The following is a 15,364-nucleotide window of genomic DNA, read 5'->3' on the forward strand; positions in this document are numbered from 1 at the left end:
TTAGCGTGATTGCTTGATAGATTGATGTGTTTGAAGCTTATCTGTATAGCGGCGTTGCTAATGCGCATTCTGAGGGAAGCGGAGAATCATCACTATATCGTTTTGAGATTAAAAATTGAGATTTGATATGAAAGCGAAATCAGGTCGAATTCTCGGTGGATATGGCGTTAAAAAGAACACGTAAGACACGTTTATGTGCCCTGTGTCACTGGGATGAACTATTATTCGTGCTTCAGGTTCACTAATGTTTTTCCAACTAAAGGGATAATCGAAACGGGGATGTTCAACTAGAATATAGACATAAGTTTTACAGTGTAAATGATCGTTTTGAGATCGTTTATATCCCTACATAAAGCGGCGCGTGATGCTGCTGAATAATAATTAGGAAGGAATGAACAATGTCTTCTGCATTTTACCAACAGATTCAAACTCAAATCGAAGAAGTCAAAGAAGAAGGTCTTTACAAGTCTGAGCGCATTATTACTTCTGCACAAAAAGCAGCGGTTTCTATCTCGACTGGTGAAGAAGTACTAAACTTCTGTGCAAACAACTACTTAGGTCTTGCTAACCACCCAGCTCTTATCGAAGCGGCTAAAGATGGCATGGATCAGCACGGTTTTGGTATGGCTTCAGTACGTTTCATCTGTGGTACTCAAGATTCTCACAAAGAACTAGAGCAAAAGCTTTCTACTTTCCTAGGTAAAGAAGACACTATCCTTTACACGTCTTGTTTTGATGCAAACGCTGGTTTGTTTGAAACAATTCTAGGTAAAGAAGACGCAATCATCTCTGACGCACTAAACCACGCATCTATCATTGATGGTGTTCGTCTGTGTAAAGCAATGCGTTTCCGTTACTCGAACAACAACATGGAAGAGCTAGAGCAGCAACTTATTGCTGCTAAAGAAGCTGGCGCTCGTCACACACTAATCGTAACTGACGGTGTGTTCTCAATGGACGGCGTAGTGGCTAACCTTCCTGCTATCTGTGACCTTGCAGACAAGTACGATGCACTAGTAATGGTTGATGACTCTCACGCTGTGGGCTTCATGGGTGAAAACGGTGCGGGTACTCATGAGTTCCACAACGTTGTTGACCGTATCGACATCATCACAGGTACGCTAGGTAAAGCAATGGGTGGCGCTTCAGGCGGTTACACGTCTGGTAAGAAAGAAGTCATCGACTGGTTACGTCAGCGTTCTCGTCCATACCTATTCTCTAACTCTGTTGCACCTGCAATCGTATCTGCGTCTATTCGCGTTCTAGATCTTCTAGCGGAATCTGGCGACCTACGTACAACTCTATGGGAAAACTCTGCTCACTTCCGTACTCGCATGGAAGAAGCTGGTTTCACAATGGGTGGTGCTGACCACGCAATCATCCCAATCATGCTTGGTGATGCAAAAGTTGCGGCTGAATTTGCAGAACGCGCACTAGAGAAAGGCATCTATGTTGTAGGTTTCTCTTTCCCTGTAGTACCAAAAGGTCAAGCTCGTATCCGTACACAAATGTCTGCTGCACATTCTCGTGAGCAACTAGACCGCGCAATCGATGCGTTCATCCAAGTTGGTAAAGACATGGGTATCATCTAATTTTAAAGGGGTGCCATGTGCATCCTTTAATTAGATAGAGCAACACCTTGTAGAACATATAGATTTTTGATTCTCGCCTTACAGTTAGGCGAGATGAACTGGATAACATTATGAAAATTAAAGCACTTTCTAAACTTAAGCCTGAAGAAGGCATTTGGATGACCGAGGTTGAAAAACCTGAAATGGGTCATAATGATCTTCTTATCCGTATTAAGAAAACCGCAATCTGTGGTACAGACGTACACATCTACAACTGGGATGAGTGGTCACAAAACACAATCCCAGTGCCTATGGTAGTAGGTCACGAATACGTAGGTGAAGTTGTTGGCATCGGCCAAGAAGTTCGTGGTTTTGAAATCGGCGACCGTGTATCTGGCGAAGGTCATATCACATGTGGTCACTGTCGTAACTGTCGTGGCGGCCGTACTCACCTTTGTCGTAACACAACAGGTGTTGGTGTAAACCGCACTGGTGCGTTCTCTGAGTTCCTTGTGATCCCTGCGTTCAACGCATTTAAGATCCCGGCAGAAATCTCTGATGACCTAGCATCAATCTTTGACCCGTTTGGTAACGCAGTACACACAGCGCTTTCTTTCGACCTAGTAGGCGAAGACGTGCTAATTACTGGTGCTGGCCCAATCGGTATCATGGCTGCAGCGGTTGCCAAGCACGTTGGTGCTCGTCACGTTGTAATTACTGATGTAAACGAATACCGCCTAGATCTTGCTAAGAAAATGGGTGTGACTCGCGCAGTAAACGTGATGGAAGAGAAGCTTGAAGACGTGATGTCTGATCTTGGCATGACTGAAGGCTTCGATGTAGGCCTAGAAATGTCTGGTAACCCATCTGCGTTCAACAGCATGCTGACTAACATGAACCACGGCGGTAAGATCTCTCTACTAGGTATTCCACCATCAGACATGGCAGTAGACTGGAACCAAGTAATCTTTAAAGGCTTGGTTATCAAAGGTATCTACGGTCGTGAGATGTTCGAAACTTGGTACAAGATGGCATCTTTGATTCAATCAGGCCTAGATCTAACACCAATTATCACTCACCACTTTAAGGTTGATGACTTCCAAAAAGGCTTTGACGCTATGCGTAGCGGGCTTTCAGGCAAGGTAATCCTTGATTGGGAGTAGATGAAAACCTGAATAGGTTTGACGTTTTATTAATGGTGGTTTTACTGGGTATAGCCACAGTGAAATGGCAGATATAGCCCCATTTAACCCCAAAAAAAGCCCCAATTTAGCCCCAAAACTCGATGGAATCGCCCCATTAAATTTTTGGGGCTTTTTTATGTGTTTTATTATTTAACTTCAGATGTTTATAAGATTTTCTTGAACGTATCCGCTTTCAATGAAGTGGGCAGCCTAAATTTCATTTTCGCTCCAGTCTAGTTGACGTTTTTAGGTTAGCTCCAAATTACTCAAATCTATCGAATTGACGAGTGATATTTAAGGGAAGTAAAAGTGGTTAAATCCTCGCCAGTAAGAAAACCATAACTTGTATGGTTGCATTTTTACAACCATAGAATTGGCGGTTTTTCGATATTTCTACCGAAAATCGACCCATGCAGAGTGAAGTGACCCCGTAAAGTTGGACATTTCTGTTAAGCGGCTTTCAAGGCCTGAGTTCGATATTCTATCGGAGTCAGGCCTTTTAGTTTCACTTTTATACGTTTGGTATTGTAGTACTCGATGTATTCTTTAATTTGCTCTATCAGAGCATCTGCATCTTCAAAGCTTTGGCTGTGATACATCTCGGTTTTGAGTAAAGCAAAAAAGTTTTCTGCAACCGCATTATCCAAGCAGTTACCTTTTCTCGACATGCTTTGCGTTAACCCGCTCTCCGCTACCTTTTTGATCTGCTCCAGTCAGACTGGACACTTCGCTAAGCGACATTTTGCTTTTCAAAGTTCATTGGGCTTAGGCACCCAAGAGCACTGTGCCTTCTCGTTCGATTATAATCAATCTCTATGTACTCGAAGATCGTTTGGCGCATCTGTTCTCTCGTCATGATCGGCTCGTATTGAATTGCTTCAACTTTCATTGAGTGGAAGAAGTTCTCAACACATGCGTTATCCCAACAGTTCCCTTTTCTACTCATACTTTGTATTAGATTGTAAGCACTTATGAGGTCGCGATAGTCTTTCGAACAGTACTGACTACCTCGATCGCTATGAGTATAACCTGCTCAGGGAACCCTCGACGGAATAAAGCCATCGATAAGGCATCACAGACCAGTGAGGCTGTCATTCTAGTATCCATAGACCAACCAATAACTTGCCTTGTATAAAGGTCCATAATGACAGCTAAGTACAGCCAGCCTTCGCTTGTAGCAACATAGGTGATGTCTCCAGCCTATTTTTGATTCGGAGTCGTTGTGTTAAAATCTTGAGCGAGAAAGTTCGGAGCAACGGGCATAAACGTCTACGTCCATAAGTTGTAACGTCAGTGAAATTGGGAGTGATAATGCAACTCGTCATGGGCGAGCTCTATACCTCTAAAGATCATCGATATGCTACCACCACCGCTGATATTCAAAAAATGATTTGGATGGGATTAAGTCTTAGCCTCAGAGATATATAATCGTTCTTCGGACAGCTAGGAAGGCAAACATGACAAAAATATCGAAGCCGTCGCGATGTATATGAATACGATTTTTGACTTTGAATGCCCTAACGCAAATCGTTTATGACTTGTTCTATGTTGTTACTAAGTTTGGTCGAGAGGCGATTAATAGAGAAAGAGTCGACCAAGCCAATAAACTCAAGTAAGAAAAAAGTGAGGCAATAGGTCAAGTGCTCATGCTCACTATAGATACTAGCGAAAATAGAGGCACTTAAATACAAGATAAAGTTAATCAAGCTAGTGGTATATGGGGATTGATATGTAGACAGCCACTTCTTGGAGGTAAAAAGGCTTTCTCCAGAAAGCCGCGGTGGATCATATAAAAGCCCATTTTGTATCGTTATTTTTTCACACCAACATAGTCGTGTGATTAGACTATGTTGGCGAGTCAAATCGATGAGGTATCATCTCTAGCACGCAAAGATGGTACCCCTAGTTACTTTAAGGTGCTGTCAGAATTAATTGCTGTTTTGAAAAGTACCAATGTCTAGTACTTGTCGTTTAATACGGTATCGACTGATAAAATTCCAGTTCCAAGACGGGTCATACTTATGGCATAAACCCCACTCTAACCCAGGTTCGAGCGTCGAGTCTGATTCTTCAGAGCGGAAGATCCCCAGCGCTTCAGGCGCCCCTTTGATATAGGACATAATTTCGAAATTTATGCCATCTTTCGCCCATTGAATTGTATTCTTTTCAGGACCATCTGTTGTAATCAGAGATGCGATGCCACCGTTGTAGTGCCATACAGCAACTTCGTGACCACTATTGGATATTGGGTTGTATTCAGATTTGATGTATGGACCTAAGATATCATCCGCTATGGCCACACCATGCTTGATTTCACGCCCCCCCATATTCATCTCTTCGCCCATCGTTTCACCTTTGTAATATAGGTAGAATTTATTGTTGAAGAACATTAAACATGGATCGTGCACTTTGTGGCTATCAAAGCTACCTTTTGATTCCACTATAAATCGATTGTCTTCTTCACCACGCCATTCTCCGTCTTTTGAAGGGCTTAAAATAGGTGCTTCAGTTTTAGTCCATGGCCCAAATGGGTTGTCTGCCCATGCCATTGCGATTTCTTCGTATTGGCGGTTTGTGTAAGGAGACTTGACGGTTTGGTAAACCAGATAGTATTTGCCTTCATGGGCAAGGACTTCAGGGGTAAAGACGGCACGATCATCATACTCACCAGCTTTGCCCGCTTGAATGGCAGGGCCTTGTTCTTTCCAAGTGATGCCATCTTCGGAGCTGGCATGCCACACTTCGGTTAGATCCCAAGGGAACACTTTATCTTTGATATCTCCGGTAAACCCAAGTGTTTCACCTTCGCCCTTTGTATACCAACAATGATAGGTATTGTCGACCTTTATGACCGCGGTGGGATCTCTTCGAATCACACCGTCCTCAAACTCGAAATCGCCTTTGAGATCGATGACATCGAACTCAACCATCCACTCTGGGCCTTTTTTATCGTAGCCCAACTCGATAGCACGACGACTGGCGAGGCTAAGTTTTTTTCTTGAATTGTCCATATCTACCTCTAAGAATAATGTTAAATCTGCATTAAAGGTAAACCAATTCCATCTTTGGTGCAATGAGTAGTAAATAAGAGAGGCAAGTAGCGTGACAAGACGCACGTAATTATGATTATCACGGTATAAACATAACTATATACCGCTTGTATTAGCGCAGTTTACGTTGCAGGTTGAATTTCTTGGTATTTACAAAGGTAAAAATGACATTCCTTACTATAATGTGAGACTAATAAGTGAAAAAATAGAGTTGTCATGAACAAAAGTTGAGCCATTGGTTTGCCAATGATGCTGTTTTGGTTGTCTGTGTGATTGTGGTCACTGAAATTTATCAAACTCTCAATTATAAATAGCCCTCATTGGTTAACCGTGGCGTCGTTAAGAAGATGATAAACACGGTTTGATAGTGAATAACACGAATTAATACATGGTTTGAAGAGGCAAATATGACGACGGTTAGGGTAAAAGAAAAAGAGTTGAGAGCAATGGCAACTCAAAAACTTTTAGAAGCAGGTTTTACCGCTGCGGACGCACGTTGCGTTGCGGATGTGTTGATATATGCTGACCTAACAGGTGTTCATTCTCATGGTGTAATGCGTGTAGAGCATTACTGCCAGCGAGTTAACGCTGGTGGCTTAAACCCAATGACGACTCATCATTTTGAAAAAATTTCACCTTCTGTTGGTTTATTCGATGCCGACGATGGGTTAGGGCATCCTGCACTCGCTGCTGCCACGCAATACGCCATCGATATGGCCAGGGATACTGGGCTTGGGTTCGTGAGTATTAAAAAAGCCTCACATTGTGGTGCACTTTCTTATTTTATGAATATGGCAACTGAAGCAGGAATGATTGGCATTGGCATGACCCAAACGGATGCTTGTATGGCCCCTCATGGTGCCGTTGGTCGGTTTCTCGGAACTAACCCAATAGCGTTTGGTTTTCCCGTTCAGGATAGTCATCCCATGATTATTGACATGGCGACCAGCGCCACTGCCTTTGGTAAATTGTTACATGCAAAAGAAACGGGTAGTTCAATTCCGTTAGGTGTCGCGATTGATGCTGAAGGTAATCAAACAACTGATCCGCACAAGGTGAAAAACTTACTGCCTTTTGGTGGTCACAAAGGCTCTGGTATTGCTTTAGCTATTGATGCATTAACTGGGATCCTTATGGGCGCTAAATACGGTAACAACATTACTGGAATGTATAGTGATTACGATAAGATGCGCGAGTTAGCTAGTTTGGTTATTGTGATCAATCCTAAACAATTCGGAACGCCTTTGTTTGCTCAATCGATGGCCTCTATGGTGAGTGAGCTAAGACAAGTTAAGCCAGCACCGGGATTTGACAAGGTGCTTGCGCCAAACGATCCGCAAGTTGAATACAAATCTGAATGTCTGGAGAGTGGAATTCCTGTCGCACCGGGGGTATACGAGTTTCTCAATAGTTAGAATCCGTTATTATTGTGACGAGGCGAACTTTGTATTTCATGGTTCGCCTTTTTTTTATGTAATGTCATTAGTGTTCGACCTTTCAATTCTTCCATTGTGCGTCGGCTACCAATACAAAACGGTCACCCGTTGAGCAGGCTATAAATTGTCTTTTCTCGAGTTGCTCTCAATAAATTAGAAATAGGTTAACTTTTTCGTTCGTTCGTTTGGTTTACCAGATTTGAGTTTAGTGTGGTCCAATAATTCAAAGTGTTACACCTGTCACTGTCTGCTTGTGTTTAACACTATAAAATTGGCTTTAGAAATTTTGGACAAGTCGAAGTAGTGACTGTTTGGGTATATGACGGAGTAAATATGAAAACCGATTCGAATAAAGTAGCAATGGGCAAAGTTTGTCTTATGTACTTTTTTTACAACTTTTTTTGGTCTTTGAGTTCAGGTTCGCTATTCGCGGTATGGCTGAATGATAGAGTTGGTATTGATGGTTCACAAATAGGTGTATTATTTGGACTACAAACAGGTATAGCTGTTTTATTTAAACCTGCCATGGGTTATATCATGGATAAACTAGGTCTTAAGAAAAACCTACTGTACTTTATTTCAGTTCTCAGTGTTTTAATTGGGCCATTCTATATCTATGTATATGGTCCGTTATTAAGTAATGAAGCTACGTTTGTACCTGGGATTATCGTTGGTTCGATTTATCTAGGAATGTTGTTCCAAGCAGGTAGTGGGGTTATTGCTTCTTATTCAGACCGATTTGCACGTTGTCATAACAATGACTTTGGTTTGGTAAATGGTTTTGGTATTGCTGCTTGGGGTGTATCTGCGATTCTCGCGGGCTACCTATATAACATTAACCCAGACCTTATCTTTGTTGCATGTAGTGTTGCGGCATTGCTAATGTTGTTCTTTGCTTTCTCATTGCGAGTGCGTCACTTGGACGAAGTCGACAATGACGTTCTATCGGCTGAGAAAATCAAGAAAGAAGATGTTATTAAGCTTCTGAAAAACAAAAAGATGTGGGCATTCATGACTTATGCCGGAACGATTTCTGTTGTTTTTTGGACATCAATGTCCCAATTTACTCGCTACTTCATCAGTTTCTTCCCAACGCAAGAAGAGGGTATTACGTTTAGCTCAAATATGGATGGTATTACCGCAATATTCTTGTTTGCAGTTAGTGCTGGCGTACCATTTATTATTAAGAAAATCGGTGCAAAAGGAAGCCTAATACTAACCGCGATTGGTATCACATCATTCTTGTTGATGATTGGCTTTGCTGGCTTAGGTGAGAAAAATCTCTACCTCGCTATAGTAGCAAAACTACTGTTTGGTATTGTCAATCCGTTACTTATCGTGTCAGTTTTTGCTTATATTGCGGAACAGTTTGATAAGAAAGTGAACTCATTCACCTATATGTTCGGTTTCCAAGTAATCAATAACTTAATGACTGCGATTGCTGCACCAGTGATGGGCACGATGTACGACTCGCATGGCTTCCCAATGAGTTATATCTACTTTGGTGTATTCTCTGCTGCCGCGACTATTCTTGCACTATTTACATTAAGTGGGCCGAAGAAAGCAAAAAATAAAGAAGAAAATGAAGAAGCTATCACAGCGTAAATCATAATCATGGAGGAGTAATTATGAAAATTCTATATATTGTTCGTGGTCCATTTGGTACAGGTAAAACTGAGTTTGCCAATACGATTAGTGATAATGTTGTTTCTTGCTGGGATTACTATGCAAGATATGGTAAAAATAAATACGATGAAAATTTAAAATCTTATGCTGATCGATATTGTCGAGAGTCTGTATTTAATTTGATGAAAGATAATAAAAAAAATATTGCTGTGACCAACTCGTTTTCTAAAAATAGTGATCTAGATTATTTCTATCAAGCGGCACAAAAACATGGTTATGAAGTGTTTAGTCTTTTTATGGATACAAAAGATTCAACTAAATATAAGCGTGATGCACCAGATGATGTGGTATTGAAGCAAATTATTAACTTAAAGAATAATGTCGCTTACCATCAAACTTTTTAAGAGTTGAAAAGGGGATGTCGGTCCCTTTTCTTATCGTCATCTCTAAACCGCTTTTGTTTCGCAATTCAGTTAATGAAATCATATATATAGCTACATCTACTAAAGCTAGTAGACTTATGTATAAACCTCGGTACAAAATAACCAAATGGAAGTAATACAGCCAATCACTCATTAACCGCGGTTCTCTGGTCTTTTGGGTTTATGACGAAGCAGTAGATGGTTGGGCGAAAAGAATCAAATTTAGCTTGGGAAGTCTTTTGATTCGAAAATTTAGATATCATGGCAGCCTCATCGTAAAACGGGTATTAATAATGCTTTACGATGCTCATTTTTTTAAAAAAGATCAAACAAATCATGATATCGAGACGTGCTGCCAGAGTTAATTATTCGTTTGCAGTATCATTTCTCGTGAGAATAAACATATCTACTTTAGCTAAGCTAATGTTGTTTCTTTCTTAATTAGCGAATGGTATTACCTCAATGAAGAATCTATTCCTTATAGATTCTTCATTTATCTTTGGTCGTCCTGGAGTCGAGTAAATAGAAAATTTGATGATAGTGGCTTGCTCTCGCTCCGTACTGGACCGTTTGGCCATTTATATTTGTCAAAGATTTTGGCTCGCTGGATCGACGAATTAACCTATGAACAACGCGATGACATTGAACTTGCGGTTCAAAAGTTAACTAGTCGTTATGACAGCCTCTTTCAATGTTTATTCCTAGCACTATGCACCGTTTTTGAACAAGGAATCGATATTGAACATTGATAGTTCCATGCGTTGTTCTATCTACCACGGCTGCATAGTGAAACAAGGCGTAAATTTATCTAGCCGAGAGTCATCAAGATCTAAACACAGAATAAGAAGCACTGCACCTGCGTGTTTCCACTATAAAGAGCAACAGTGATTATTAGCTTTCAAGGGGGGGGGGTGTCCCCCCTTTTGTATTCGACTAAACAATAGGAGGAATACCTTATGTCGCAATTAATTCAAAACGTCATGACTTCATTTGAAGCAGTTTTAGGTTATAAGCCTAGTCATATTATTCAAGCCCCTGGGCGTGTTAACCTCATCGGCGAGCATACTGACTATAACGAGGGCTTTGTCCTGCCATGCGCTGTTGACTATCAGACAGTTGTGGCCGCAACTAGGCGCGATGACAATTTGGTACGTGTTGTTTCAGCTGATTACGGCAATGCTGTTGATGAGTTTGACCTAACTCAATCCATCATTTTTCAACAAGATAAGATGTGGGCTAACTATATTAGAGGCGTAGTAAAATGTCTGATCTCGAGCGGTTATGAGTTTACTGGTGTTGACATAGCCGTGAGTGGGAATGTACCACAGGGAGCGGGATTAAGTTCTTCTGCGGCCCTTGAGGTTGTTATCGGACAAACGTTTAAGGTTTTAAATAATCTACAAATTGGCCAAGCGGATATCGCCTTAAACGGTCAACAAGCCGAAAACGAGTTTGTTGGTTGCAAGTGTGGAATCATGGATCAGATGATTTCGGCTGAAGGACGAGAAAACCATGCGATGTTACTAGATTGCCGAACTTTAGAGACACAACTAGTTCCGATACCTGAAGGCATGTCGGTGCTGATCATCAACTCTAACAAAAAACGTGGACTGGTTGATAGTGAATACAATACTCGTAGAGCGCAATGTGATGCGGCAGCGCATGTGTTTGGTGTAAAAGCACTGCGTGATGTTACGCTTGCACAGCTCAACGAAAAGAGTGGCGAACTTGACAACGTTGTTGCTAAACGAGCACGACATGTTATTACTGAAAACAGTCGCACATTGGAAGCTGCACAAGCACTTCGTAACCATGACATGAAACGCATGGGCGAGCTGATGGCAGAATCACATGCATCTATGCGAGATGACTTTGAAATCACCGTGAAAGAGATTGATCTGTTAGTGGACATGGTGAAAACGGTAATAGGTGATGAAGGCGGAGTACGGATGACTGGTGGTGGTTTTGGTGGTTGTGTTGTTGCGCTTGTACCACCTGCGCTAGTCGATCACGTAATTACGGTAGTGGAAGAAAACTATCAGAATGAAACGGGTATCAAAGAGTCTATTTACATTTGCAAAGCGAAAGATGGAGCTGGCTTAGTCAAGATTCCGTAAAAACTGGTGTATATATGAAAATGTCATTAGGAATAACGATAATTCAGTAAATACGCATGGTTCTAAGCTTGCTAAGCGGTTGTGTCGCGGAGTTGTTATGAATTACAAGCGTCCTAATTTTCAGGTGCAATTAGGCTGCTACTGTGTAAAGTGCTTCCAAGAAGATAAGCCTTCAGGGTTGCTGAACTAGACCTCCCTAAATTCTATGTATTTTCCTAAACGAAGCCTTAAAGGCTAAGTATAGGCAATATGAACAATAAAGTGCTTGAAGCTTTCACTAAGCAAGTTGCCACAAGAATTAAAACTCTGAGGATTTAACCGAGTTCAGTCAAATGTTGAAGAAAACCACCGGCGAAGTTGTACTCCATTTGTACTTTGGCGTTGGTCAGTGATCGTTTTAAAGTGTTGTTTGAAATAGTCAATGTGCATGATGTGCTCACTAAAAAGTATCCGCCCCATGAAACAGCGGGGTGATAGTGCTAATGTTTGAAGTTCCAAGGTAGGAGAGCATCGATATCTGGATCAGCTTTCACCAGTTTTTTCATACATTTGACCATATAGTCGAAAAGGATAAGACCGCTGGCTTGCGCAGTCTCGACGATGCTGTCAAGCATCACACTCGCGTCAGAACCATTGGTTGTTTTCTAGAATAACTAATTTATTCTGCCAATGACCAGCGGTTTGTTTTCGCGTTCAGCGCGATTGTTGTCGATAGACAAGTGGCCATCATCGATATAGCGAATGAGCTTCGGCCATTGCCCAAGCTTATACTCAATCGCTTTACCTAATGGATTAGATCCTGTCACTTGCAGATTTATCATCCACTCGTAAAGCTCATCCCGTATTAATTGGTGTGCATCTGCGCTCAGCTTTTTGGTGCTTGCCTTTGAACGATGCGGCTGCGGTATTCTGTTTTTCGCACTGATGACGGCATGCATACTTAGGGCGAACGTATTCCAGCACTTTAAGTACCACTGGTCAGAACTCCAGTTTCTCGCTTCGGTCTTCATCAATTTTATACAGAATATGTTAGCAGCAAGGGTACTGCCTTTCATGGTCGTTTAAATCAAGTTCGATATCCTCACGAGGTAATGTCTTTGGAAGTGGCTTGCGTTTACCTCATTTCTTTGTTGTGGTGGTCATCACCTCAACCTCTTCTTCCTAGGCCGTTTCGCATTCCACTTCGTTGAGAGGTCACCTTGTAATTCATCGTAAGGTTTTAACGCCTCCGAGCGCTGAGCGAACTGGCGACCGAAGGCAAGCTTGAGTTGTTCAAGTAACGATTGGCGCTCTTTTTCCACTCGATTTTCTCCGACATCTGCATCTTCACCATCACTTGTAGCTCGACAATGTTTTGACTTTCCGGGTTGATATTGAGTGTCTTTTTCATGGCATTGACTAGGCTTTGTTGCGTAATTCAATGGAACTAAATCCAGAGCCTACGATCTGATCAGCTACGTCCACTACCTCTCGTAGCTCTATGCCTAAACCTCGTTACAAAACAACCAACTGGAAGCAATATAACCAATCACTCATTAACCGTGGTTCTCTGACCTTTTGGATTGATGAAGAGGCAATAAGCGGCTGGGCGCAAAGCAAACAAAATAAGCGTGGGAGGCCACGTCGGTTCAGTGATTTAGCTATCACGACAGCACTCATGGTGAAACGGGTTTTTTCTATGCCATTGAGAGCGCTGCAAGGATTTATCGACTCGATATTTAGGTTAGCCCATGTGCCGTTAAGTTGTCCGCATTACACCTGCATCAGTCGTAGAGCCAAGCAAGTTGAGGTCTCATTTAAGACTAAAGCGAGAGGAGCAATACAGCACCTAGCCATTGATACTACTGGCCTTAAGGTTTATGGCGAAGGTGAATGGAAAGTCAAAAAACACGGGACGGTTGGCAAGCGTAGAGTCTGGCGAAAGCTTCATATTGCCGTCGATACCAACACTCATGAGATCATTGCCGCTGAGCTAAGTTTATCAACGGTTACAGATGGAGAAGTACTCCCGAATTTACTAAAACAAACACGCCGAAGTATCCTTGAGGTGTCTGGTGATGGCGCTTACGACACAAGAGCGTGTCACGCTGCTATTAAGATTAAGCGAGCCGTTGCGCTTATTCCCCCAAGAGAAGGAGCAGCCTTCTGGGAGCGTGGTCACCCTCGAAATCTCGCCGTGGGTTGCCAGAAGCTATACGGCTCAAATAAGTATTGGAAAGAGCGGTATGGATACCATAGACGTTCATTGTCAGAAACCGCGATGTATCGAGTTAAACAGTTGCTAGGAGGCCGATTGAGCTTAAGAAATTACAATGCACAGGTGGGGGAAACTTACGCGATGATAAAAGCGTTGAACAAGCTTACTGGGTTAGGTATGCCTGAAACTTGTCGTATTGACTAAGAAATACGCGAAACGGGGTAGCTCTATATATAAATTTAATTACGCAACAAAGCCCTTTCTCTGTGCGGAAATAGCCCGTTGCGTCAAGTTTAGGTCCTTCTTTCCAGCCACCAAATTTTGATCTGTCTGGCATTAACGTGGCATTTTTTATTAGGTTGATGTCTTCTTTTGCCCGTTGGGTAAGCTGCTTATCATCAGTGACTTTTTCATTTCAGTTTTCTTCCTTATATTGACTATATTGGTCAATTAAGTTTTCAAATTGTTTGGAATCTGCCGCGAGATTTGGAAGCAAAGATACTGCCGATATTTCCAGCGTGGCTTCGTTTTGAGGGTTCATTTGAAAGAGTTGAATACTAACAATGTTACTGGTGTCCAATTCATCTGCACCCCAGCCAAACCCCATTTGCTGTGCCTGATACGCCTTTCTCGGCGGCAGCCTCCTCATGCCGACATCAAACGTTTGGTCTAAGTTCTTTAGGGTAAAATAGTACGTGCCTTCATCATTGGGTGATAACTGCACGTACCCAGTGCGACTGTGCTTAACGCCGTCTGCCTTACCGCCGAGATTGACATCCACATCATCGTCAACACGAACATAGAGTTGAATAGGCGCCTCACCAGTATATTTGAGGTCGAAGCCTAAAGTGATGTCTTCGTACTGACTCCAGTCCCACGGTTTATCTTGAGCAATCTTGACGGTTGGATAATCTTCATCTGTACCATAATGAACTTCGAGCGTTTTCTTACCATTGTGTTCTACAATGCGAACGTCAGAACCCGTATGGCGCTCAATCATGTCTAGATTGGTGTCATTAAAAGGAATGACCGGTGCAACAATATCAATAGGTGCATCGATCACTTTTGTTTCTCGTACTTTGGATTGTACTAAATCCCCCGTTCCTTCGAGAAAATCGACATTGTGAATCAACAACGTTTGTTTTTCTGCAGGTCCAACGGTGTAGAGTGTCATTTCATACAATTGACGTAAATTGAGCTCTTTTCCCCCACGATAGCCAGGCATTTCCATGGCTGAGCCACTGAAATAAAATTCGATAGTGCGTTTTTTCATTAGGTTTAAGATCAACAGGGAGATCGAGTTGGTGATCAGCCGCACCCATAATACCAATGGTGTCGGCAAGCTTAATTTCGAAGTGTAGCGGGGCATCGGTTGGGTTTTCAATCTCCATTGAGAACCCACCTTGTGTGTTCCAATCCCATTTTTCATCGGGTGCAAAAATTTTCAAACCTGGCCATTTTGAGTTGGCTTCGCTTTCGCTAATGGCATCAAACTTAATGGCGAGACTGTGCCCTTGCTTTTTAAAAGTGACATGGCTTGGTTGCATTTTATCCAGAATGACATCGGACGTCAGATCAAGCTTTGCTGCGGTATTTAAGGTGGTTTCATTGGCCAGTGCTGTTTGTGCTTCCACTTGTGGTGTATACACAAAGCCGCCAACGAGCGTACCAGCAATCAGAATCGATAAGGCAGATCTTTGAAGTTTCAAGAGGGACTCCTTGTTCCTGTATGATATTGGATGTTCAATATTGGTTTTGTAA

The 15,364-nt window shown here is 42.2% G+C and carries 11 protein-coding genes and 3 pseudogenes; 7 read left to right on the forward strand and 7 right to left on the reverse strand.

Annotated elements, in window-relative coordinates; translation table 11 throughout:
• The first annotated feature begins 398 nt into the window (after nucleotides 1–398).
• Both AB4209_RS02605 and tdh read left to right on the forward strand, forming a co-directional pair.
• Nucleotides 399–1,592, forward strand: a complete 1,194-nt coding sequence (locus AB4209_RS02605; RefSeq protein ID WP_239718286.1) for a glycine C-acetyltransferase — start codon at nucleotides 399–401, stop codon at nucleotides 1,590–1,592.
• 110 nt (nucleotides 1,593–1,702) lie between these two features.
• Complete coding sequence (gene tdh, locus AB4209_RS02610) at nucleotides 1,703–2,734, forward strand: L-threonine 3-dehydrogenase (RefSeq protein ID WP_050649238.1); 1,032 nt, start codon at nucleotides 1,703–1,705, stop codon at nucleotides 2,732–2,734.
• Between the two features lie 470 nt (nucleotides 2,735–3,204).
• Here the strand turns inward: tdh and AB4209_RS02615 are convergent.
• The 3 genes and pseudogenes from AB4209_RS02615 to AB4209_RS02625 all read right to left on the reverse strand — a co-directional run.
• A pseudogene (locus AB4209_RS02615) lies at nucleotides 3,205–3,444 on the reverse strand (transposase); the annotation flags it as partial.
• Nucleotides 3,445–3,485: 41 nt separating this feature from the next.
• Nucleotides 3,486–4,018 (reverse strand): annotated as a pseudogene (locus AB4209_RS02620) (IS3 family transposase); the annotation flags it as partial.
• Nucleotides 4,019–4,683: 665 nt separating this feature from the next.
• A complete protein-coding gene (locus AB4209_RS02625) occupies nucleotides 4,684–5,766 on the reverse strand; it encodes a glycoside hydrolase family 117 protein (RefSeq protein ID WP_372054732.1) in 1,083 nt (360 codons plus the stop codon).
• A gap of 446 nt (nucleotides 5,767–6,212) precedes the next feature.
• Here AB4209_RS02625 and AB4209_RS02630 point away from each other — a divergent pair, with 446 nt between their 5' ends.
• From AB4209_RS02630 to galK, 4 genes are all read left to right on the forward strand, one after another.
• Nucleotides 6,213–7,220: an Ldh family oxidoreductase gene (locus AB4209_RS02630; RefSeq protein ID WP_372054733.1), complete on the forward strand. Its 1,008-nt coding sequence runs from the start codon at nucleotides 6,213–6,215 to the stop codon at nucleotides 7,218–7,220.
• A gap of 354 nt (nucleotides 7,221–7,574) precedes the next feature.
• A complete protein-coding gene (locus AB4209_RS02635) occupies nucleotides 7,575–8,846 on the forward strand; it encodes an oligosaccharide MFS transporter (protein WP_372054735.1) in 1,272 nt (423 codons plus the stop codon).
• Between the two features lie 23 nt (nucleotides 8,847–8,869).
• A complete protein-coding gene (locus AB4209_RS02640; protein WP_372054737.1) occupies nucleotides 8,870–9,271 on the forward strand; it encodes a hypothetical protein in 402 nt (133 codons plus the stop codon).
• Between the two features lie 974 nt (nucleotides 9,272–10,245).
• The gene (galK, locus tag AB4209_RS02645; RefSeq protein ID WP_372054739.1) at nucleotides 10,246–11,406 is read left to right on the forward strand and encodes a galactokinase; all 1,161 of its coding nucleotides are present in this window, start codon (nucleotides 10,246–10,248) and stop codon (nucleotides 11,404–11,406) included.
• Nucleotides 11,407–11,885: 479 nt separating this feature from the next.
• Here the strand turns inward: galK and AB4209_RS22550 are convergent.
• Nucleotides 11,886–12,461, reverse strand: a pseudogene (locus AB4209_RS22550) (transposase).
• A 164-nt stretch (nucleotides 12,462–12,625) separates the two neighbouring features.
• Nucleotides 12,626–12,796 carry a hypothetical protein gene (locus tag AB4209_RS02655; protein WP_372054742.1) on the reverse strand — a complete coding sequence of 57 codons (171 nt, stop codon included), beginning with the start codon at nucleotides 12,794–12,796 and terminating at the stop codon, nucleotides 12,626–12,628.
• 90 nt (nucleotides 12,797–12,886) lie between these two features.
• Here AB4209_RS02655 and AB4209_RS02660 point away from each other — a divergent pair, with 90 nt between their 5' ends.
• Nucleotides 12,887–13,807 carry an IS5 family transposase gene (locus AB4209_RS02660; RefSeq protein WP_372054744.1) on the forward strand — a complete coding sequence of 307 codons (921 nt, stop codon included), beginning with the start codon at nucleotides 12,887–12,889 and terminating at the stop codon, nucleotides 13,805–13,807.
• Between the two features lie 211 nt (nucleotides 13,808–14,018).
• Here AB4209_RS02660 and AB4209_RS02665 read toward each other — a convergent pair whose 3' ends face one another.
• A complete protein-coding gene (locus AB4209_RS02665; protein ID WP_372054746.1) occupies nucleotides 14,019–14,834 on the reverse strand; it encodes a hypothetical protein in 816 nt (271 codons plus the stop codon).
• Entirely contained in the window at nucleotides 14,779–15,312 is a 534-nt protein-coding gene (locus tag AB4209_RS02670) for a hypothetical protein (protein ID WP_372054747.1), read from the reverse strand. Before AB4209_RS02670 ends, AB4209_RS02665 begins: the two co-directional genes overlap by 56 nt.
• Nucleotides 15,313–15,364: the final 52 nt, after the last annotated feature.

The sequence above is a fragment of the Vibrio sp. 10N.286.48.C11 genome, assembly GCF_041469805.1.
Classification (GTDB): domain Bacteria; phylum Pseudomonadota; class Gammaproteobacteria; order Enterobacterales; family Vibrionaceae; genus Vibrio; species Vibrio crassostreae_C.